This is a genomic window from Thiocapsa marina 5811, from assembly GCF_000223985.1.
Taxonomy (GTDB): domain Bacteria; phylum Pseudomonadota; class Gammaproteobacteria; order Chromatiales; family Chromatiaceae; genus Thiocapsa; species Thiocapsa marina.
In genome coordinates this window covers 89,177-109,505 of record NZ_AFWV01000002.1, presented here as the reverse complement: position 1 = coordinate 109,505, position 20,329 = coordinate 89,177, and the positions used below count along the sequence as shown (strand labels likewise).

The following is a 20,329-nucleotide window of genomic DNA, read 5'->3' as shown; positions in this document are numbered from 1 at the left end:
TCGCGCGTTTGGGCGCCTGCGCCGTCGATTCGGCGCATCGAAAACAATCCAGTCACCGCAGAGGAATAAGCATGATGAATCAGCAAGGCTCGAGCATCGGGCGTCAGCCGGTCATGACCCGTCGTCTCGGGCTGGCCCTCGCGTTGGCGGCGCTGCTGCCGGTGTCCGCCGCGATCGCGGACGAAGAGGGTTATTACATCGAAACGATGAATCGCAGCTCTGGCGTCATGGGAGAAGCGGCGAGCGAAGACCTGTCGAAGACTTATCTGGCCTACGACAAGATGAAGGTTGTCAACGACGGGCCCGATGCGACCGACATGATCATGGATCCGACGGCCGGGACCATCGTCTTCATCAATCATGCCGAGAAGGAATATCTCCCGATCGACGTCAAGTCGGTCATGGAGAGCATGTCCGGTCCGGCCGCCGAGCAGATGCGCGCCATGATGGGCGAGATGACCGTGAAGGTCGAAGCGACCGGCGAGACCAAGAAGATCGGCGACTGGGACACCAAAGAGTATCGGGTCACCAAGACCGGCATGATGGGCGTGGATCAGGAGATCTGGGCAACCGAGGACGTGGACCTCGACGTGACCCGGTACACCGACATGATGAGCCTCTCGGGTCCCGGCGGCATGCTGGCGAACTCGCCGGCCGGTGTGGCCCAGCGTGAGGAGATGAGCAAGATCAAGGGGTATCCCATCCTGACCAAGACCAAGATGGAGATGATGGGCACCACGATGGAGACCGAGACCGAGGTCACCGTGATCCGCAAGGAGGCGATCCCGGCCGACATCTTCGAGATCCCGGAAGGCTACGGCGAGCGCGACATGACGATGCAGATGCCTCCGCCCGGCAGCGCGCATCCGTGATCCGGGCGGTAGGCTAGACAAGCGCCGTAGGGTGGACAAGCGCAGCGCAGTCCACCACCCCGGCACAGGACTCAGCCGGCGTCCGCACCCGGCCGAGCAACCTCTCGAGGGTTGCCTTCGGCCGGGGCCTCGCTCACCCCCCGCATCAATTCACGGAACACATCTAAAAACTTCAGGCGCGACATCCGCGGATATCGCGCCGATCCCGCGAAACGAGCGTCAGTTGGTCAACGCGCGCTCGCGCTCCTCGAGCTGCTCGAAGAGCTCCAGCACCCAGATCACGCGACCGCCCACACCCGCGGGGGCTGCGGTCTCCTCTTCACTGGAGCGATGGGCGGAGTAGACCACGGCATCCACCAGGAAGCGTGTTTCGTCCAGCGGCGGAGCGGACACGTAGCGCGGCGACAACACGGCGGTGCCGAGGATCGGGGCCAGGAGCTGGACCTTACGGCTTCCGGGCACTACGGCACGCCGAGAGATGGAGTCCAGACCTTGGCGCTCGACCTGACGACCGATCTCGGCATAGAGATAGCGCGCGGCGTTGATGCCGGCACGACAGCCCATCGGCAGCCCGGCGATCCCTGCATCGGAGCGTACGTACAAGGTTTCGGCCGCACGTAGCAGACGCTCGATCACGCTGGCGAGAGCCTCGTTGAAGACGGGTTTCTCGAGCCATTTCTCGGGGTCGATCCCGACCTCGCGCATCCACGACATCGGCAAATAGAGACGGCCGTTGCGGGCGTCTTCCCCGACATCGCGTGCGATATTGGTCAACTGCATGGCCACGCCGAGATCGCAGGCGCGCGCCACCAACTGGGTGCTCCGAGCGCCCATGAGGGCCGCCATCATGGCGCCGACGGTACCCGCGACCCGCGCCGAATAGTCGTAGACACCCGAGATGTCCTCGAAGCGCCGACCTTCGGCATCCCACTCGAACCCTTCGAGCAGGGCCTCGAGCAGCGCCTTCGGGATCCCGAAGCATCTGACAACGTCGGCCAGGGCGCGATCCGTGTATTCATCGATCGGCTCACCGTCGTAGATGCGGTCGAGACGGTGGTGCAGCTCGGCCAAGGCGCGCGTCTGTGCCCCGGGCTCGTCGCCCGCGCAATCGATCGCATCGTCGGCGATGCGACAAAAGGCGTAGAGCGCGATGGCCGGATCGCGAATACGCTGAGGCAAGAGGAAGGAGGCCGCGTAGAAGGAACGCGAGCCGGTCCGCAGCAGTTGGCGACACGCGGCGAGGTCCGCCGCGCTCGCATAATAGGTCTTAAGCATAGGTTGAGGCATCGGGCACCACCGTATCGAGAACACGGGCCGACGACAGGACACCGGGCACACCTGCACCCGGATGCGTCCCCGCACCGACCAAGTAAAGGCCTTTCACCTCTTCGCTCGCGTTGTGCGGTCTGAACCATGCACTCTGCAAGAGGATGGGCTCAAGACTGAACCCGGCCCCGTTGTAGGACAGAAGCCTGTCCTGGAAATCCCGCGGCGTCGTGACGAGCGAGGCGACGATCTCGTCTTCCAAGCCCGGCAGGACGGTTTCACTCAGATAACGTGCGATCCGTGCCCGGAAGGGCTCGGCTTCCTTCTCCCAGTCGACATCGCCCTTTAGGTGCGGAACCGGGGCCAAGACGTAGAAGGCGTCGCAACCCTCCGGTGCCAAACCCGGATCCGTCGCCGTCGGGCGATGCAGATAGAGACTGAAGTCGTCCGCCAGTCGCTTGTTCTTGAAGATATCGTCCAGCAGCCCTTTGTAGCGTGGGCCGAGCAGGATCGTATGATGGGCGACGTCGGGATACTGGCGCTTGGTGCCGAAATACCAAACGAAGAGCCCGTTGGAGTATTGGGCGCGGTCGATCTTCTGATCCGTCCAATGACTGCGATGCTCGGCCGGCAAGAGGTAGCGATAGGTCCAAGCAGCGTCTGCGTTGGACACTACGACCGGGGCGTCGATCGTCTCGCCGGACTTGAGCCGGACACCGGTCGCCGTGCCGTTCTTCACAAGGATCTGCTCGACCTCTTCGCGGTAGCGAATCGTTCCGCCTTGGCCTTCGATGAGGCTAACCATCCCGTTGACGAGCGCACCCGTACCGCCGATGGCCGAGTGCACGCCCCACCTGCGCTCCAGGAAGGAGATGAGCGTGTAGATTGAGGTGACGGAGAAGGGATTGCCGCCGATCAGCAGCGGATGGAAGGACAGGACCTGGCGGATGTAGGGGTCTTTGATGTACTTGGAAACCATCGCATAGACGCTGCGATGGCTGCCGAGCGTGATCATGTCCGGCACGATCTTGAGCATGTCGGTCCAGGAGTTGAAGGGCACATGGCCCAACTGCTCGAAACCGACTTTGAAGATCGCCTGACTATGTTCCATGAAGCGATCGTAGCCATCGACATCGCGCGGCGAGAATTTGGCGATCTGCGCCTTCACGGCATCCGCGTCGCCGTTGTAATCGAACACCTTGCCGTCGTCGAAACGGATCCGGTAGAAGGGATCCATCAAGCGGATATCGATCTCCTCGGAGAAGGTGCGACCGCACAGCCCCCAAAGCTCGTCGAGCAGGAAGGGCGCGGTGATGATGGTCGGACCGGCATCGAAGGTGAAGCCGTCGATCTTGTGGACGTAGGCACGACCGCCGGGCGCGTCGAGACGCTCGAGCACGGTGACCTGATAGCCCCGAGCGCCCAGGCGAATCGCGGCGGCGAGTCCGCCGAAGCCACTGCCGATGATGACCGCTTGTGGTTTGGAGCCGGCCGGGGTGTGTCCGGAGGTCTGAGATGTCGCGAGTGTCAAGTCTGCATGACCTTATGTAATGTCAATGTTGGTTGACATTATAGCAGGATTGGGCGTTTGTCAGCCCCTGTTGGATCAAGTCGACGCTAAACTCAGAAAGCCCGGTAGGGTGCACGAGCGATAGCGAAGTTCACCGAGGCCTGCGCCGCAGCTGGTGGACTGCGCTGCGCTTGTCCACCCTACCGATCGGCAGCGACGTGGCCGTGCGTAAGAGCAGGGCCGCGCCGCTCATCGCTCTCTAAACCGTCCGGGCCCTTCCATCCGGGAGACCCAGCCGATCAGCTAGACCCTTGACCAGATCCGCAACCTCTTCGGGGCGCTCCTCGTGGGCGAGGTGCCCGAGACCCGGCAGCGCGATGACCTCTGCACTCGGGAGGCGCTCGCGCACGCGGCGCGCCTCGGATGGGGAGACCGTCAGGTCGCCTTCCCCGACGACCAGAAAGAGCGGCGGCTCGAGACGACTCAGCTCGGGAGCGAGCGCGGCCAGATCCCAGTTGGCCATCATGGCGAGACTGGCGCCGACATGCGAGGGATGACGGACGAGGCGCTGATAGAGGTCGACGCCGGCCGGCTCCAGGACCGAGCCGGTGCTCTCGACCAGACGCTCGACCACCCGCCGGTCTGCCGCACGCCGTGCGAAGAGACGCGCGACCAGGACATTCGCGGCCATCAGCTTCGCTGCGGGTGAAAAGAGGTGTGCCGGGAGTCCGCGCCAGGGCATCAGTGCGCCGTTCAGACTCACCAGGCCACGCGGCCGGATGAAGCCGTCGAGCGTCATCCGGATCAGGATCGCCGCACCCGCCGAGTGCCCGAGAACAAGCTCGGGCGTGCAGTCGAGCGCGCGAAGCAGGGCGTGAACCGCCGCGGCCATGCCGGGCAAGGACATGCGTTTCGACGGCAAGGCACCGGTGAACCCGTGGCCGGGCAAATCAGGCGCGACGACGGTAAAGCGATCGGCGAGCGCAGGAGCAAAGGCCCGCCAGGAGTGGGTCCCGGCACCCGTACCGTGGAGCATGAGGAGTATCGGACCCGCGCCCATCTGCTGGACGTGCCAGCGCAGACCTCCGGCTTCCACGAAGCGGCTGGCCGTACGATTCGGCCAGTCGCGACCCTCGATGTCCCAGCGTGGTGTATCGGCCATCATGCGCCGCCCGCAAGGCTAAGCCGCTCACGCGACGATGGAGTGGCACGTGACGCTGTGCCCCGGCCGCGCTGCCGAAGAGTCGAGTGCAACTCGACGATCCCGGGCTGTGCGCCTTCGGGGGTCATCAGCGCGTCCCCGGGGTCATCCTGCTGCGCGCACGGCATGGGACAGCGAGGTCGCGTCGGCATGCGGCAAGGGCAGATAGCGCGCACCCATCTCGACGGCCAGATCGCGCCCCTGCTGCTGCGGACGCGGAGAGGTGTCGATCACCAAGGAGGTAATCTCGACCGAGCGCACCAAGCGTGCCGCGGAGAGCGCATCCTCGTTGGCTCGCGCCCGCCCGCCGGTGCCGTCGCGCGCCACGTTGGCGCGACCGTCGGTCATGATGATGAGGATCGGTGTGCCGCCGCGGCGTTTGACCGAATCCGCCAGCATCATCCCCAGATCGATCCCGGAGGCGAGCGGTGTCCCGCCGCCGCCCGGCAGGCTGGCCAGCGAACGCTTGGCCCGGACCAACGAGCGTGTCGGCGGCAGCAGCACCTCGGCGAACTGACCGCGGAAGGCGACCAGTGCGACCCGGTCGCGGCGCACATAACAGTCCGCCAGGAGCAGCTCGACCGCGCCCTTGGCCTCGGCCAGACGATGCAGGGCCGAGGAGCCCGAGGCATCCACGACGAAGATGGTCGTGGTCTCGGAGCGATGCTTGAACCGGGTGATGCGGAAGTCGTCCTGACGGATCTCGATGCGGTTTGATTGGCCTCCGAACCGTGCAACCTCTTCGCGACGCAGACGCTGCCAAGGTGCTGCGGCACGCAGGGTCTCGACCACGTTCAGACGCAGACCGGCACGCGGCTCGCCGCGCAGGACGCCGGCCGGGCGCCCGCGCAGGGGCGCATTCTGGACGGCACCGGCCTTGCCCGTGGCACGGGCACGCGAGCGGCGCAGCTTGCCGAGCTGGAGCTGCGCGAGCAGGTCGGCCGGGATCGCCGCCTTGGCGGCTTCGAGCACCTGATCCTCGAGCTCCTTCGGCTCCTGCTGATCCTCGCCCTTGTCTTGCTCCTGATCCGGCTCTTCGGGCTCGGGCGGAGGCGGCTCGTCGGGCGGCTGCTCAGACGGCGGCAGCATGGTCGCGCGCGGCGCGAGCACCAGTCGTCCGGCGACGGCCAGGTCCTCGTCGGTGACTTCGGAACGACCGTCCAGCGCGGCGGCGGCGCACGCCGCTCGGGCGGCAAAGATGGATGCACGCAGCGAGGGGATGCCCAAGGCCAAGGCGGTGCTGCAGAGTGCCTCGATCTGCTCCTCGCTGACCTGAATCCCGGGGAGCAGGGCGCGCGCGGCGAGGATCTCGTCGGCGTCGTAATCGCAGGCGACCGCCTCGTGCACGCGGATGTATGTCAGATCCTGGTGGAAGGCCAGACGGTCGAGCAGTGCGTTGAGTAGCCCCTCGTCGTCGCCGACGCCCTCGTCCAGGGCGACCACGGCGAACCGCGCCGGCGAGCGCATCGCCAGACCGTCGCGCTCGAGCACCACCTCGCCCGAATCGAAGGCCATGGTGAGACGCGCCGCGGTGCCGGCCGCGATCCGCTCGGCCATCGCCAGCTCCACGATCCCGCCGTTCGCCTCGACCAGCAGACCGCGTTCGGCAACCGGTCGGCCGGCGCTCAGGGTGGCGGCCAAATCCAAACCGCCGAGCAGACGCCCGTCGGAGACATGCAGCGGGATGCGCCGCATCGGCGTGCCGGGCGGCTGCAGGTCGCGCATGATCGTCAGCCATTGATCGCGCACCGGGCCGGCGAGCGAGCGCAGCGCCACACCGCCGGTCCCGACCGGGTCCACGGACATGAGGGCCGCCGCGAGCACGGCGTCCTCCCAGCGCGAAACCCCGGCCTCGCCGCGCGGACGCTCAGGCTCCGAGTCAGGCATCGCCGCAGGATTGCTCATTCCCCGAACAGCTCCCCGACCGCCCGCTCGACCCGGCTGGTCGAGCCGGACTCATCGAGCGGATCGCGGCGCAGGCGGTGCCGCAACGCGGAGGCCGCGACCTGAACCAGATGTGCATCCAGCACCTCGGCGTCGCCCTTGAGTGCCGCAAAGGCGCGGGCCGCGCGGATCAGGGTCAACTCGCCGCGCAGACCGTCGGTGCCGAGCTTGATGCAGAGCCGCCCCGCTTGCTCCAGGGTCGCGTCCGGGACCTCGACGGTCGGCAGGAAGTCACGCGCCTTCTGGATCTGGCTGCGGACCTTGCCGTCCTGGCGCTTCCACTTCTGCACGAAGGCCGGCGGATCGCGCTCGAACTCGTCGCGCAGCCGCACGACCTTCATGCGGGTCGGCAGATCCTGCGGGGTCCTGACCTCGACCGAGAGACCGAAGCGGTCCTGGAGCTGCGGGCGCAGCTCGCCCTCCTCCGGGTTACCCGAGCCGACCAGCACGAAGCGGGCGGGATGACGGATGCTTAGACCTTCGCGCTCGACCAGATTCTCGCCGGAGGCGGCCACGTCGAGGAGCGAGTCGACGAGATGGTCCTCGAGCAGGTTGACCTCGTCGATATAGAGGAAGCCGCGATGGGCACGGGCCAGGAGTCCGGGCTCGAAGGCCTTCTCGCCCTTGGTCAGGGCACGCTCCAGATCCAGGGCGCCGATCACGCGATCCTCGGTCGCACCGAGCGGCAGATCGACCACCGGCACCGGCACCATCCGGCTCTTCAGCGGGCCTTTGGCGCGTTTGGTCCGACACTCGGCGCAGAGCGCGTCCTCGCCCGCCTCCGGGTCGCAGTTATAGACGCAGTCGACCGCGCGCATCTTCGGCAGAAGTGCCGCGAGACCACGAATTGCCGTGGACTTACCCGTCCCGCGGTCACCGAAGACGAGAACGCCGCCGATCGAGGGATCGATGGCCGCAATCAACAGGGAGCGCTTCATCTCCTCCTGGGCGACGACAGCGGAAAACGGAAACGGGATGGGCATACGCAGCGAACCTGGTTGCAGTGAGATTGAATTGCCGAGTGTTGTGGACCGAAGGATACGGGGCGCGACCCTAGCGCCCCGACTTCAGTCAGGTCAAGCGGAGCCGGTCAATGCAAAGGCGATTTGGCCCGAATCGAGCGCGATTGACGCCCTTTTCGCGTCGCCGCGAGCGCGCCCGCGTCGGAACGGTCGTCACAAGCCTCCGGCATCCAGCCACTCGCTCACGACCGTTTCAAATGCATCCGGGCATTCTTCCTGGGGGACATGACCGCAGCCCTCGATGACCGCGAAGGTCGCGTTCGGCAGCGCCTCCGCGACCCGCCGACTGTCCTCGATCGGCACCAGCCGGTCCATATCTCCGCTGATCAGCAGCACGGGCATCGTCACCTGCGCGAGATGCGCGCTCACCGTCACCGGCGCCGAAAGCGACAAGGCCAGCAGCTCGCCCCAGGCGAGATCCCAACCCGCGACCCGGGTGTGAACCTTGAACTGCGCGCGACGCTCCTGCGAGATCCCGGACGCATCCGCATAGGACAAATCCAGCAACGCGCCATTCTCGCCCAACTTGCGCGCGATCAATAGACTCAGACGACGCATTTGCGGCAGACTGGCCAACCACTCGGGCAAGGTCGGACGTGTGGCGTAGACCCAAGGCGCCACCAGGATCAGGGCCGACACCCGCTCGGGGTGTGCCAACGCCGCCTCCAGAGCGAGCGTCCCGCCCGAGGAATTACCGACCAGGACAGCGCGCTCCAACCCGAGTGCATCCATCACCGCGAAGAGCTGCGTGATGGCGGCATCCTTCGAGTAGGGATTCGGACCCTCCCAGTCGGCTCGCATCGGCTTCGCGCTGAGACCATAGGGGAGTTGATCGTAGGCGACCGTCCGGCCCCGAGCGGCGAAGGCATCGAGCACCGGCTGCCAGGTCCAGGCGTTGAAGGTGAAGCCGTGCAGCAGCAGGAAGGCCGTCGCGTCGGGCGACGCCTCGGGCAGAGCCTGCGACGGCGGCTTGAGATAGTGGACAGCGAGCCCCGCGGTCCCCGCGAACGGGATCCCGACGAAACGACTTTCGGCCGACGCCGCCTCGGCGTTGGAGGCGAGCCCGTCGCTCGGCTTCGCCGAGATCAGGAAAGGCCCGGCGACGATCGCCAAGACGACAAGTACAACAAGACCAGCCAGCACCTTGAGGAGAATTCGAAGCATGTCCGTTCCTTCAATGACGAGTCCGACAACGCGCGGGGCGCTCGTCGCCGCGCATGCGCCCCGGCGCGACCGCTCGGGGGCAAGCGAATGACGAGCACCGACATTGCGCCGATGGAAGAGGGTCCTTCGAAGGGACTCGACCAGATCTCGTTGCTCAGCAGCGACGAGCGGCTCAAGGGGCGTCCGCGTCTGTGTAGCGACTGCGGCTTCTGCGACAGCAGCCTCAAGTTGCTAATGTCGCAGACCTGCACCTTCGTGCGCAACCAGACCCGCGGGATCGAGCAACGTCTGCACGGGCGCTCCCGCCAAGGCGGCGAAGAAGGCCGCTTCGGGATCTATCGCGCCATGTATGCCGCGCGGATGGCCCGGCCCAACCCCCATGCCCAATGGAGCGGAATGGTCACGACCTTGGGCGCACGCCTGCTCGAGCAGGGCAAGGTCGACGCCGTCATCACCACCGCCGCGGCACCCGGCACGCGCTTCAAGGCACAGCCCATCCTGGCCCGCACCCCGCAAGAGGTTCTTGCCACCGCCGGCAACAAACCGTGTCTCTCGCCGGCGCTGAGCCTGATCGATGCGGTGCGCGAGCAGGGCATCAAGCGTCTCGCCGTCGTGGGCACCGGCTGCCAGGTCCATCAGCTGCGCGCCGCCGAGGCCGAGCTGGGACTGGAGCGCCTCTACGTCATCGGCATCCCCTGCAGCGACAACGTCAGCTATCCGGATCTCGAATATTTTCTGACCCAGGTCTCCAAATCGCCCGAGACCGTCGTGCATCACGAGTTCATGCAGGATTTCAGCCTCTGGATGCGCCATGAAGACGGGCATGTGGAGCGCCTGAACTACATCGACTTCCCGATGGACAAGCTGCACGGCATCTTCCCCTCGTCCTGCCTCTCCTGCTTCGACTACGCCAACACGCTCAGCGACATCACCATCGGCTACATGGGCGCCCCGCTCGGCTGGCAATGGGTCATGGTGCGCACGCCCACCGGGGAGGAGCTCTTCGAGATGCTCCGCCCGGAGCTCGAGATCGGCGCGCTGACCGAGTCCGGCGACCGCAACCGCGGGATGCCGCGCTACATGGAGCGCCTAAGCCATCCGCCGGGACAGAAACGCCCGCCGATGCCGATCCGCAAGCTGGTCGCCATGCTCCAGCGCACCCGCGGGCCCAAGGGACTCGAGTTCGCCCGCGCCGTCATCGAGATGAAGCTACTGCGCAACCTCAACTATGTGCGCAGCAAGTTCCCCAAATTCGAGTCGCGCGTCGTGCCCTACCACGTCTACGAGACGCTCGAACCCTATGCCGAGCTTTACGAGCAGACCTTCGGGCGACCGCTCGCGCCGAGGGCGGCGGAGTCTTCGTCGGAGGGATAAGCGGGGCGCTCGGCCCGCGAGGGTGTCGATGCAGGAGGCTGCGGAACCCTCCGTCCAAAAAACCGAGGAAATCACTGCGGCACCCTTCCGAATCCACCCCGCGGAACGATTTCGCTATGCGCGCTTCAGACAACCGAACCGAACGCAGTCCTCGGAAATCCGAGGTCCTGCGGCGCATGGAGAGCCTCGCCCGGCAAGGCCCGGTCTCCTACCCGACAGACCGCAGCTTCCGCCACCACTACGCAGCCCAATTCACCCGATTCAAGTCTGCCGGGACTACGATCGGTGGAAATGATTTCTCGATCGTATGCCACGCCGTGTCCGAGAGGCTCGGCAAACACCGACCCAAGACCCCGTGCCAGAGACGGCCCCGGATGAGATCCAGACCGAAATCCAAGTCTATCGACAGGATCGTCCACTGCACGTCATGAAGAGCAATGCGAAGGCGCGTAATCCCGGCTAGGCATGGGTTTGACTCCCTGGTTTCCACTTCCGACCAACGTTTTTTCGTCCACAGGCGTGACCCAACTCGTCGGCAAACCGCCATCAGACGTTTTCAGGGCAGCTCTACCCGTTGCGATGACGTGCACGTGGCGTCCGGTCTGCCGTGCGGGGTTAAAGCTTGATTCAGCTCCGCATCACTCATCGCATCGGCGTCCCGGGCGCTGAGCCACCTCCAGACCAAGCCGTCATAGCTCCAAAGACCGGCCGCGTCGAAATCGACTGCCAGGCTACCCTGCCAACCGTTCAGCGCATCGCGGGCATCGAAGGTGGTGAGCCGGGTCCAGCGGGCGCCATCATGGCTCCAGAGGCCATCTGCATCGAAGTCCACGGCCAGGCCACCGGACCATGCGCTCATGCCGCCTGACCCGACATCCCACGCTTTGAGCCTGCTCCACTTCGTTCCGTCATAGCTCCACAGGCCCTCTGCGTCGAAGTCAACGGCGAGGCCACCGGACCATGCGCTCATGCCTCCGTCGCCGGCGTCCCAGGTGGTGAGGCGCGTCCAATCCGATCCATCATAAATCCACAGACCATCGGCGCCGAAATCGACCGCCAATCCATCGGACCACCAAGCCATTTCCTCGGCGTCCCAAGTGGTGAGTCGAATCCAGCGGGCGCCGTTGTAATTCCAAAGTCCGTCACTGTCGAAGTCCACGGCGAGCCCCCCGGACCAGCCTTCGATGACGTCTCCGGGATCCCGGCTCGTGAGCATGCCCTCACAGCCCCACAGGCCGGCGTCATCGAAATCGGCGGCCAGACCATTGGTCCAGCCGGTAATGCCGGCGGCTCCCGGATCCCAGTTTGTCAGTTGTCTCCAGGTCTCGTCGTAGTGCCACAGACCGTCGGCACCGAAATCCACCGTCAAGGCGACGTACTCGTCGGCGCCGATGTCGACAGTCCTGCCGGCGATGCGCGGGTCGCCGTCTATATCGGCCATGGGCAGGGCCGGTGCGCTCCGATCGCCGGCATTGATCATGGGCGAACGGGCCGACAGATGCTGGTCCTCGTCCCCGAACACCGGATCCAAGGCATCCATGTTGCTGGGATCGAGGCGAATCGGATCAGTCACGTAGAAACCGGCCGGAATGGCTTGGTCGAACGCGTTGTGCATGAGCACCGGCTGGGACGGCAGCAAATCCCCGTCGGGGTCGTTGTCGATCCAGAGATCGTCACCATTTCCCGTGGCCGCGTTGTTCCAAAAGAGGTTGTTGGAGAGAACGGTGTTGTTGGACTGGACGTAAAGGCCGAGCCCCCCGCCGTCACCTGCGAGGTTCCCGGTGAAGCTGTTGTTGGTCAGGATGTTCTCGTCGGTGTAGGCGGAAAAATAGGCCCCGCCGCCGTAGCCCGCAGTCTCGTTGTCGACAAAACGGTTGTTGGTCAGTGTGGTGAAAAAGGCGGATTCGACGTAAATCGCGCCGCCACCCATGGTGGCGACATTGCCGACGAAGCGATTGTTGGTGATCGTGGACCTGCCGGCCCAGGTCGTCACATAGGCGCCGCCGCCGTACTCCGGTGCCGCGTTGTTAAAAAAACGGTTGCCGATCAGGGTGGCTGTGCCTCCGCCGCCGGCATCCACGTACGCCCCGCCACCCTGGTTGCCGACGAGCCGGTTCCTGTTCAGTACGGCGGAGCCTCGATAACAATCCACGGAGATGGCGTGTCCCGAGGATTCGGCGGTTCCGTTACCCGTGAAGCTGTTGTCGGAAAAGGTGGCGCCGCAGCCAAACCCGGAGACGGAAGCTCCGCCGCCGTTGTCCGAAAAACGATTGCCGGTCAGGATGGCGTATCCGTGAGACGCATAGATACCGATCCCAGCACCTTGGTTGCGGCTAAAGCTGTTGTTGGCGATGTTTACCCCTACGATGCCACCCGAAACGGAGACTCCTCCTCCGGCATTGTCCTCGAAGCTGCTATTCGAAACGATCACTCCATCGGCATCGATATAGGCGCCTGTTCCACTATTGTCCGCGAAACGGTTTTGATTGAGGAGCACTTCGACAAGTGGCTCACTGCTCGTGAAGACGTTCAGGCCTGCGCCTAAATACTCGGAGGTTGGATTACCGCCGCTCACGGTGACACCTTCGAGGGTGAACCCCGCACCGGGGCCTCCGGTGAAGGTGAATACCTCACCGTTTCCGGCACCGATCAACTTGGTGTTGGTTGGGTCGACAGTACGGCTTCTGCACCCTGGATCATAGCCGCCGAGCAACTCAAGCGCCTGACCTTCCGCGCTTTCGTAGCGAAAGTTGCCCGCGTAAGTGCTTTTGACCAGCGCAATACGGTCCGCTTCACCGTTAGTCGTTGCCGCAACTAGGGCATTTTGCAGGTCGCGGCTGTTGCCAACGCAGAAATCCGCCCCCGAGACCCCCAACGAGAAACTCAGGAGGCCCACTGCGGCTGTCAGCGAACAGGATGTGTTCCGGCGGATGGCATAATTCACGGGTAGGAAATCCAAGCAGCCCTGCACGCCTAAATCCAACTTATTAAAGTCAAGGTAGTGGAGGAAAGAAGAGCGGTCAAGACGTTACGAACGGGCTTATGGCCCTGGCGAGGGCAAGCGCTGAAGCGAACATGAGCGCCGGGGCCTGTTGGCGTACAAGGTCAGAACGATCAACGCGCCCTCGGCTGTGCGGGTGTTATCGATCCTCCCGACACAACCGAGCCGATCGGTTCAGGTCGGTCGGATTCCCGCTTGATCGAACCAACTGCCCGACAAGCGGCGCAAGGCTGTTCGGCGGCTCCCCGCCGCTGAAGAGCGCCGGCCAGGCGTCGTCGCGCGGGATAGCATCGGGAAAAAGATCGAGACTCAGGTCGGCGATCGCGGCCGCGAAGGGCGCGAGTGCTTCGTCGCCGACCTGGTTGAAGACGACGCTGACCGCGAGTCGCGCCCCTTGCCGATGAAGATCCGCGACGAGATCGGCGACGGACTCCAGCGCCCACACATCCGGCCAGGCCGGGCGGGTGGGGACCAGGAGCCGATCGACGCCCGCGAGGATCTCCATCACCTCGGTGCTGACGGTCGGCGGGCAATCGACCAGGACGGCATCGAAGCGGTTGGCGCGCTCGGCCCAGTCGCGCCAGAGCGCTAACCCGCTGTCCGCCCGTGCGGCGATTCCGAAGCGGTCGGCGAAGCGCTCGCCCCAGGCCGCGGCGGTGCCTTGGGGGTCGGTATCCAAGAGCAGCACCCGCGCACCATGCGCGGACGAGTGCCGGTCCGCGTCGAGGTCCGCTGCGGATGTGCCGGCCAGACGAACCGCGCAGCCGATGGCGAGGCTGGTCTTGCCCGTTCCGCCCTTGCGATGCCAGAAGGCGATGCGTGGCGGAGCCTTGGGGACTGTGCTCATGGCTCTCCGGCTCGGCCGAAGCGCCACGGATCGTGCGGTCGGATCATCGTCGGTCCCCCGTCGCTTCAGTCGACCCGCCGCAACAGATCGATCCGATGCGGCTTCCACAAGCGCACGCCTTGCGGTGTCAGATGGCGCTCGAAGGCCGCGCGGATCTCGGCCAGGCGTGCGCCATCGAGATTTCGCTCGCTGTGGGTCACGTTGATAAAGCGCGCGGCGAAGCTCTCCCAGTCGGGGTAGATGCCTTCGGACTCGAAGAAGACCTCTTCCACCAGCTTGAACAACCCTGCATCAACGGCTTTGCGGAGGGCCTCGAACGCGGCCTCGCGGACCAGACGCTCGTCGTCGATCAGGCGCATGACGGCGTTGAAGTCGCCCCAGTAGACGGGCTCGCAGACATAAAGCAGACCGCTCGGGACCAGCACACGATGGATCTCGCGCAGGGCTTGATCCATGGCCGCGACCGGGACATGGTGGAGCGACTTGAGCATGACGACGAGGTCGTAGCTGGCGTCCGGATCCGCGATCGACTCCGCGCCGCCGTAGCGAAAGGACACCTGCGGCAGATCCTCGATCGCGAGGTTGCGCGCGTGCTGGATGCGATCGACCTCGGTCGCGGTGATGCGGGCCGCGCCGAAGCGGGTGGCCAGCGCACGGGTCATGTAGGCGGCGCCACAACCCAGCTCCAGGACGCGGCGGTCGCGCACCTCGATCAGGTCGCCGATGAGATCGATCTCCTCGCAACGGCGGTAGGCATTCGGATCGTTGATCTGCATGATGTACTGCAACTCCTTCGAATGATCGATGGCCGCCTTTGATGAACGAAGCCCGATGGTCATGACCGACTTCACCCTGCATCCCCTACTGCTGGCCGATTGCCATCGGCTGGGTCGCTTGTCCGCGACTCACCTGCTGCTACATCGCAACGCGGCCGTGCCCTGGTTGATCCTGGTGCCCGAGAGCGACTTGGGCAACCTGTTGGATCTCCCGAACGCGCAGCGCGATTCGGTCCTCGCCGACTGCAAGCGCGTCTCGGACTATTTGACGGACGTTCTCGGATGCCCCAAGGTCAACGTGGCCTGGATCGGCAATCTAGTGCCGCAACTGCATGTCCATGTCATCGGCCGAAGCCCGACCGATCCCTGCTGGCCGAAGCCCGTTTGGGGGCATCTAAGCGCGGTGCGCGAATACACTCCGGCCGAGGTCGACGCGATCAGAGCAGCGCTTGTAAACGACTGAACGACCGCGAGGGTCGGCGCAGCGGTCGAGGTGAACGGCTTGCGCTCGCAAACCGCGGCCGTGTTCATCGCACCGGCCGGGTAGGGTGGACGAGCGAAAGCGAAGTCCACCGAGCCCCGCCCCGGCGCTGGTGGACTGCGCTGCGCTTGTCCACCCTACGGATCCTTCAGCGTCTTGGCCGCGTTGTTTGAGCGAGTCCGCCCCCTACCGCGCGCCGATCAGCTCGATCGGGTAGCCGTCCGGATCCCCGACGAAGGCGATGATGGTGGTGCCGGCGTTCATGGGCCCGGCATCGCGGATGATCTTGCCGCCCTTCGCCTTGATCCGGTCCGTCGCCGCGTAGACGTCGTCGACCTCGATGGCGATATGGCCGTAGCCGCTGCCCAGGTCGTAGTGCTCGACGCCCCAGTTGTAGGTCAGCTCGATCACGGTCTGCTCGGACTCGTCGCCGTAGCCGAGAAAGGCAAGCGTGAACTCGCCGGCGGGATACTCCTTCTGGCGCAACAGCTTCATCCCGAGGATCTCGGTGTAAAAGGCAATGGAGCGCTGCAGGTTGCCGGTACGCAGCATGGTATGGAGGATTCTCATCCGGGTGACCTCTTGGGTTGTCGTGGAGCCGAAGCCGATATTCTCGCATCGACCCGCGCCCGCAGAAAAACCTACAAAAAAACTTGCAGAAACATCTTGAAGAACGATTCAGTATTGGGCATGATGCGGCTCGTGCAGTGCTTCCTTGTAGTATTTCGGTCGTTCCTCCTCTCCGCGTGACGTGGCAGATCCTTCCGTAATCTCCCGACAGTCGCCTGCATATGTACACACGTTTCGTTCAATACAGAGAAATACCGTAAATGGCTACAGGCACAGTTAAGTGGTTCAGTGACGAGAAGGGCTTCGGCTTCATCGCTCCTTCCGACGGCTCCAAGGACGTGTTCGTCCATCACAGCGCCGTCCAAGGCAGTGGCTTCAAGTCGCTGGCCGAGGGACAAAGCGTCTCTTACGACGTCGAGCAAGGCCAGAAGGGCCCGAGCGCGACCAACGTCGTACCGAAGTAAAAACAGCCTTCAGGTGCCAGTCACCTGAGCTGAAAAAGCCCCGCCACTTGCGGGGCTTTTTGCGTTTTCGGTCCCTCGAATATCGGCGGTCCACCCCTCTCTTTTTTTCTCTTGCGGAACCCTGCTTTGATCTCCACAGCCAACATCACCATGCAGTTCGGCGGCAAGCCGTTGTTCGAAAACGTCTCCGTGAAGTTCGGGGGCGGCAATCGCTACGGCCTGATCGGCGCCAACGGCTGTGGAAAATCCACCCTGATGAAGATCCTCGGCGGAGAGCTCGAGCCGAGCGCGGGCAACGTCTCCGTCGAGCCCGGCAAGCGGCTCGGCAAGCTGCGCCAGGACCAGTTCGCCTTCGAGAACCACGGGGTGCTGGACACCGTCATCATGGGCCACGAGGAGTTGTGGCAGGTCAAGAAGGAGCGCGACCGCATCTATGCATTGCCGGAGATGAGCGAGGAAGACGGCATGGAGGTCGCGCACCTGGAGGTGCATTTCGCCGAGCTGGACGGCTATACCGCCGAGGCACGCGCGGGCGAGCTGCTGCTCGGCCTGGATATCCCGCTGGAGCAGCACGACGGACCCATGAGCGCCGTCGCACCGGGCTGGAAGCTGCGCGTGCTGCTCGCCCAGGCGTTGTTCGCCGATCCGGACATCCTGCTGCTGGACGAGCCCACCAACAACCTGGACATCAACAGCATCCGCTGGCTCGAAGAGGTGCTGAACGCCCGCAACAGCACCATGATCATCATCTCGCACGACCGCCACTTCCTGAACAGCGTCTGCACCCACATGGCCGACCTGGACTACGGCGAGCTGCGCGTCTACCCGGGCAACTACGACGAGTACATGACCGCCGCCAGTCAGGCGCGCACACGGCTCTATTCGGACAACGCCAAGAAAAAGGCCCAGATCGCCGAGCTGCAGACCTTCGTCAGCCGCTTCTCGGCCAACGCATCCAAGGCGAAACAGGCCACCTCGCGCCAGCGTCAGCTCGAAAAGATCAAGCTCGAAGACATCAAGCCCTCGAGCCGGGTCAATCCCTTCATCCGTTTCGGCCAAGACAAGAAGCTCTATCGCCTTGCGCTGGAGGTCGAAGGCCTCGCCAAGGGCTACGACGGCAAACCGCTCTTCAGCGGTCTGGACCTGACGGTGGAGGTCGGCGAGCGAGTCGCCATCATCGGCCCCAACGGCATCGGCAAGACCACCCTGCTGCGTAGCCTCGCCGGCGACCTCGCGCCCGACGGCGGCGAGATCAAATGGTCGGAGAACAGCACGCTGGGCTACTTCGCCCAGGACCACGCGGCCGATTTCGCCGACAAGACCACCCTGTACGACTGGATGGACCAGTGGAAACAGCCGGGCGACGACGAGCAGGTCATCCGCGGCACCCTGGGCCGCCTGCTGTTTTCGCAAGACGAGATCAAAAAGCCCGTGAACGTCATCTCGGGCGGCGAGCAGGGCCGCATGCTGTTCGGCAAGCTGATGCTTCAAAAGCCCAATATCCTGCTGATGGACGAGCCGACCAACCATCTCGACATGGAGTCCATCGAGTCGCTCAACACGGCACTGGAAGACTACCCGGGGACCCTGATCTTCGTCAGTCACGACCGGGAGCTAATCTCCTCGCTTGCGACGCGGATCATCGAGCTGACGCCCCGGGGCATCGTCGACTTCCGCGGCAACTACGAAGACTATGTGGAGCGCGAAGGCGCCGCGGCTTGATAGCGCCGGTCCGCGCAGCGAAGCGGACGCCCGATGAACGCGCCATAAACCCAGGCGCGCGGCCTTCGTCGCCGCAAGACACGGAGAGCGACGCGAAGCCGGACGACCCTCGGCAGGCGTCGATCCGGCGCGCGAGGTGCGTCCGAGAACCACTCACGATCAAGGGGGCCGATGAAAGCACGGCGCCAGAACATGCCCTTCGGTGCCGCGGTCGAGCGCGACGGATCCGTGCGGTTTCGGCTGTGGGCGCCCGCCGCACGGCAGGTCCAGCTCTGTTTGAAACATCCCGAGGGGGAGCGTTGTCTGGAGATGATCGCCACAGGTGCCGGCTGGTTCGAATGCCGGACCGCCGAGGCGCACGCGGGCACCCTCTACAGCTACCGCATCGATAGCGGTCTCGAGGTTCCGGACCCCGCCTCGCGGTTTCAACCGCACGACGTGCACGGACCGAGCGAGGTCGTCGATCCCGCCGCCTTCGACTGGGGAACGCACCCATGGAACGGACGGCCGTGGCACGAAGCGGTCTGCTACGAGCTGCACATCGGGACCTTCACCCGAGAAGGCACTTTCAGTGCCGCGATCGAGCGGCTGGATCATCTCGTCGCGCTCGGCATCACCGCGATCCAACTGATGCCCGTCGCGGATTTTCCCGGTCAGCGCAATTGGGGCTACGACGGCGCCCTGCTCTTCGCCCCCGACTCGAGCTACGGCCGCCCGGACGACCTCAAGCGCCTGGTGCTCGAGGCACATCGACGGGGGCTGATGGTCTTCCTCGACGTCGTCTACAACCACTTCGGACCCGAGGGCAACTATCTGCATCTCTACGCCCCACAGTTCTTCACCGAGCGTCGCCATACGCCCTGGGGCGCCGCGATCGATTTCGACGGCCCCGAGAGCCGCGAGGTGCGCGCCTTCTTCATTCACAACGCGCTCTATTGGCTGAACGAATACGGGTTCGACGGTCTGCGACTGGACGCCGTCCACGCGATCCTCGACGACTCGCACCCCGACGTTCTCACCGAGCTCGCCGAGACCGTGCGCGCCGGCCCCGGCCGTGACAGGCGCATCCATCTGATCCTCGAGAACGACAGCAACGCGGCGAGCGACCTCGCCCGAGACGTCGGGGGCACGCCGCGCCGTTACACCGCGCAGTGGAACGACGACTTCCATCATGTCGCGCACCTGATCGCGACCGGCGAACGCGACGGCTATTACGCCGACTATGCCGGTCGGCCGCTCTATGATCTGGCGCGCTGCCTCGCCGAGGGCTTCGCTTTTCAAGGCGAGCCTTCGGGGTTTCGTCACGGCGAGCCGCGCGGCGAGCCGAGTGCCGATCTGCCGCCCGACGCCTTCGTCAACTGGCTGCAGACGCACGATCAGGTCGGTAATCGTGCCTTCGGCGAACGTCTCCACATGCTGACGAGCCCCGAAGCGCTCAAAGCCATGCTGGCGATCCTGCTGCTGGCCCCCTCCCCGCCGTTGCTCTTCATGGGCGAGGAGTGGATGGCTCGGACGCCCTTCCTGTTTTTCTGCGATTTCGGCGAGGATCTCGCCCGGTCCGTCACCGAAGGACGCCGGCAGGAATTTGCGAAGTTCACCGCCTTCGCCGATCCGGCGGTACGCCGATCCATTCCCGACCCCAACGATCCGGAGACCTTCACCCGCTGCAAGATCGACTGGAACAGCGCGAGCGAGCCCCGACACCAAGAATGGCTCGCCTTCCATCGCAAGCTGCTCGAGCTTCGGCGACGCGAGATCGTCCCGCGTATCGGGCAGATTCGCGCGGGTGCGGCTGAGATCGCCCTGCTCGGCGACCAAGGGATCTCGGTTTGCTGGCGGCTGAACGACGGCAGCCGACTCATTCTCGGCGCCAATCTGAGCGATACCGAGCTTCGACTCCCCGGGGCTTCACCGCACGTCCGGGCCACCCTTCTGCATCTAGAGCCCCCCGAGGCCGGCCCGGACTTGGAGGCAAACCGTCTGCCGCCCTGGTCGGTCGTCTGGCATCTGAAGGCGGACACAAACGCATCGGGCGGGGTTGAAGTCCGAGCTGTCGGCGTCTAGTCTGCTCTTGATTTTACAGGTGTTCTCGACAGCTGCCGGGGGTGATCGCAT

The 20,329-nt window shown here is 64.8% G+C and carries 16 protein-coding genes; 6 read left to right on the top strand and 10 right to left on the bottom strand.

Annotated elements, in window-relative coordinates:
* Nucleotides 1-71: 71 nt before the first annotated feature.
* Nucleotides 72-872, top strand: a complete 801-nt coding sequence (locus THIMADRAFT_RS02925) for a DUF4412 domain-containing protein (RefSeq protein ID WP_007191466.1) — start codon at nucleotides 72-74, stop codon at nucleotides 870-872.
* Nucleotides 873-1,091: 219 nt separating this feature from the next.
* Here THIMADRAFT_RS02925 and THIMADRAFT_RS02920 read toward each other — a convergent pair whose 3' ends face one another.
* From THIMADRAFT_RS02920 to THIMADRAFT_RS02895, 6 genes are all read right to left on the bottom strand, one after another.
* Nucleotides 1,092-2,159 (bottom strand): phytoene/squalene synthase family protein, encoded by a 1,068-nt coding sequence (locus THIMADRAFT_RS02920; protein WP_007191465.1) that lies wholly within the window; start codon nucleotides 2,157-2,159, stop codon nucleotides 1,092-1,094.
* Nucleotides 2,140-3,669, bottom strand: a complete 1,530-nt coding sequence (locus THIMADRAFT_RS02915) for a phytoene desaturase (protein WP_007191464.1) — start codon at nucleotides 3,667-3,669, stop codon at nucleotides 2,140-2,142. Before THIMADRAFT_RS02915 ends, THIMADRAFT_RS02920 begins: the two co-directional genes overlap by 20 nt.
* A gap of 238 nt (nucleotides 3,670-3,907) precedes the next feature.
* The gene (gene bchO / locus THIMADRAFT_RS02910; protein ID WP_007191463.1) at nucleotides 3,908-4,810 is read right to left on the bottom strand and encodes an alpha/beta fold hydrolase BchO; all 903 of its coding nucleotides are present in this window, start codon (nucleotides 4,808-4,810) and stop codon (nucleotides 3,908-3,910) included.
* Between the two features lie 144 nt (nucleotides 4,811-4,954).
* Nucleotides 4,955-6,754, bottom strand: coding sequence for a magnesium chelatase subunit D (locus tag THIMADRAFT_RS02905; protein ID WP_007191462.1), 1,800 nt, complete (start codon nucleotides 6,752-6,754; stop codon nucleotides 4,955-4,957).
* The gene (gene bchI / locus THIMADRAFT_RS02900; protein WP_007191461.1) at nucleotides 6,751-7,776 is read right to left on the bottom strand and encodes a magnesium chelatase ATPase subunit I; all 1,026 of its coding nucleotides are present in this window, start codon (nucleotides 7,774-7,776) and stop codon (nucleotides 6,751-6,753) included. Before bchI ends, THIMADRAFT_RS02905 begins: the two co-directional genes overlap by 4 nt.
* A gap of 192 nt (nucleotides 7,777-7,968) precedes the next feature.
* The gene (locus THIMADRAFT_RS02895) at nucleotides 7,969-8,979 is read right to left on the bottom strand and encodes an alpha/beta fold hydrolase (protein ID WP_007191460.1); all 1,011 of its coding nucleotides are present in this window, start codon (nucleotides 8,977-8,979) and stop codon (nucleotides 7,969-7,971) included.
* Nucleotides 8,980-9,066: 87 nt separating this feature from the next.
* On the opposite strand from THIMADRAFT_RS02895, the gene THIMADRAFT_RS02890 reads away from it, so the two are divergent.
* Nucleotides 9,067-10,353 carry a Coenzyme F420 hydrogenase/dehydrogenase, beta subunit C-terminal domain gene (locus tag THIMADRAFT_RS02890; RefSeq protein WP_007191459.1) on the top strand — a complete coding sequence of 429 codons (1,287 nt, stop codon included), beginning with the start codon at nucleotides 9,067-9,069 and terminating at the stop codon, nucleotides 10,351-10,353.
* A 556-nt stretch (nucleotides 10,354-10,909) separates the two neighbouring features.
* Here THIMADRAFT_RS02890 and THIMADRAFT_RS02885 read toward each other — a convergent pair.
* The 3 genes from THIMADRAFT_RS02885 to THIMADRAFT_RS02875 all read right to left on the bottom strand — a co-directional run bounded on the left by THIMADRAFT_RS02885 (nucleotide 10,910) and on the right by THIMADRAFT_RS02875 (nucleotide 14,977).
* Nucleotides 10,910-13,297, bottom strand: coding sequence for a right-handed parallel beta-helix repeat-containing protein (locus THIMADRAFT_RS02885; protein ID WP_158308352.1), 2,388 nt, complete (start codon nucleotides 13,295-13,297; stop codon nucleotides 10,910-10,912).
* A 196-nt stretch (nucleotides 13,298-13,493) separates the two neighbouring features.
* Nucleotides 13,494-14,201 carry a ParA family protein gene (locus tag THIMADRAFT_RS02880; protein WP_007191457.1) on the bottom strand — a complete coding sequence of 236 codons (708 nt, stop codon included), beginning with the start codon at nucleotides 14,199-14,201 and terminating at the stop codon, nucleotides 13,494-13,496.
* Between the two features lie 65 nt (nucleotides 14,202-14,266).
* Nucleotides 14,267-14,977 carry a class I SAM-dependent methyltransferase gene (locus THIMADRAFT_RS02875; protein ID WP_007191456.1) on the bottom strand — a complete coding sequence of 237 codons (711 nt, stop codon included), beginning with the start codon at nucleotides 14,975-14,977 and terminating at the stop codon, nucleotides 14,267-14,269.
* 61 nt (nucleotides 14,978-15,038) lie between these two features.
* On the opposite strand from THIMADRAFT_RS02875, the gene THIMADRAFT_RS02870 reads away from it, so the two are divergent.
* The gene (locus THIMADRAFT_RS02870; RefSeq protein WP_040729633.1) at nucleotides 15,039-15,440 is read left to right on the top strand and encodes an HIT family protein; all 402 of its coding nucleotides are present in this window, start codon (nucleotides 15,039-15,041) and stop codon (nucleotides 15,438-15,440) included.
* 204 nt (nucleotides 15,441-15,644) lie between these two features.
* On the opposite strand, the gene gloA is transcribed toward THIMADRAFT_RS02870, so the two are convergent.
* Nucleotides 15,645-16,028 (bottom strand): lactoylglutathione lyase, encoded by a 384-nt coding sequence (gene gloA, locus THIMADRAFT_RS02865; protein ID WP_007191454.1) that lies wholly within the window; start codon nucleotides 16,026-16,028, stop codon nucleotides 15,645-15,647.
* A gap of 260 nt (nucleotides 16,029-16,288) precedes the next feature.
* Between gloA and THIMADRAFT_RS02860 the strand changes: the two genes are divergently transcribed.
* The 3 genes from THIMADRAFT_RS02860 to treZ all read left to right on the top strand — a co-directional run bounded on the left by THIMADRAFT_RS02860 (nucleotide 16,289) and on the right by treZ (nucleotide 20,278).
* Nucleotides 16,289-16,492 carry a cold-shock protein gene (locus THIMADRAFT_RS02860; protein ID WP_007191453.1) on the top strand — a complete coding sequence of 68 codons (204 nt, stop codon included), beginning with the start codon at nucleotides 16,289-16,291 and terminating at the stop codon, nucleotides 16,490-16,492.
* Between the two features lie 126 nt (nucleotides 16,493-16,618).
* Nucleotides 16,619-18,214 carry an ABC-F family ATPase gene (locus THIMADRAFT_RS02855; RefSeq protein WP_007191452.1) on the top strand — a complete coding sequence of 532 codons (1,596 nt, stop codon included), beginning with the start codon at nucleotides 16,619-16,621 and terminating at the stop codon, nucleotides 18,212-18,214.
* A gap of 171 nt (nucleotides 18,215-18,385) precedes the next feature.
* Nucleotides 18,386-20,278, top strand: a complete 1,893-nt coding sequence (gene treZ, locus THIMADRAFT_RS02850) for a malto-oligosyltrehalose trehalohydrolase (protein WP_007191451.1) — start codon at nucleotides 18,386-18,388, stop codon at nucleotides 20,276-20,278.
* Nucleotides 20,279-20,329 lie beyond the last annotated feature (51 nt).

Bases quoted from the DNA above. Each gene is read 5' to 3' on its own strand.
- bchO (WP_007191463.1), bottom strand. From the start codon at position 4,810: ATGGCCGATACACCACGCTGGGACATCGAGGGTCGCGACTGGCCGAAT.
- THIMADRAFT_RS02925 (WP_007191466.1), top strand. From the start codon at position 72: ATGATGAATCAGCAAGGCTCGAGCATCGGGCGTCAGCCGGTCATGACC.
- bchI (WP_007191461.1), bottom strand. From the start codon at position 7,776: ATGCCCATCCCGTTTCCGTTTTCCGCTGTCGTCGCCCAGGAGGAGATG.
- THIMADRAFT_RS02880 (WP_007191457.1), bottom strand. From the start codon at position 14,201: ATGAGCACAGTCCCCAAGGCTCCGCCACGCATCGCCTTCTGGCATCGC.
- THIMADRAFT_RS02860 (WP_007191453.1), top strand. From the start codon at position 16,289: ATGGCTACAGGCACAGTTAAGTGGTTCAGTGACGAGAAGGGCTTCGGC.
- THIMADRAFT_RS02895 (WP_007191460.1), bottom strand. From the start codon at position 8,979: ATGCTTCGAATTCTCCTCAAGGTGCTGGCTGGTCTTGTTGTACTTGTC.
- gloA (WP_007191454.1), bottom strand. From the start codon at position 16,028: ATGAGAATCCTCCATACCATGCTGCGTACCGGCAACCTGCAGCGCTCC.
- THIMADRAFT_RS02920 (WP_007191465.1), bottom strand. From the start codon at position 2,159: ATGCCTCAACCTATGCTTAAGACCTATTATGCGAGCGCGGCGGACCTC.
- THIMADRAFT_RS02875 (WP_007191456.1), bottom strand. From the start codon at position 14,977: ATGCAGATCAACGATCCGAATGCCTACCGCCGTTGCGAGGAGATCGAT.
- THIMADRAFT_RS02890 (WP_007191459.1), top strand. From the start codon at position 9,067: ATGACGAGCACCGACATTGCGCCGATGGAAGAGGGTCCTTCGAAGGGA.
- THIMADRAFT_RS02870 (WP_040729633.1), top strand. From the start codon at position 15,039: ATGACCGACTTCACCCTGCATCCCCTACTGCTGGCCGATTGCCATCGG.
- treZ (WP_007191451.1), top strand. From the start codon at position 18,386: ATGAAAGCACGGCGCCAGAACATGCCCTTCGGTGCCGCGGTCGAGCGC.
- THIMADRAFT_RS02905 (WP_007191462.1), bottom strand. From the start codon at position 6,754: ATGAGCAATCCTGCGGCGATGCCTGACTCGGAGCCTGAGCGTCCGCGC.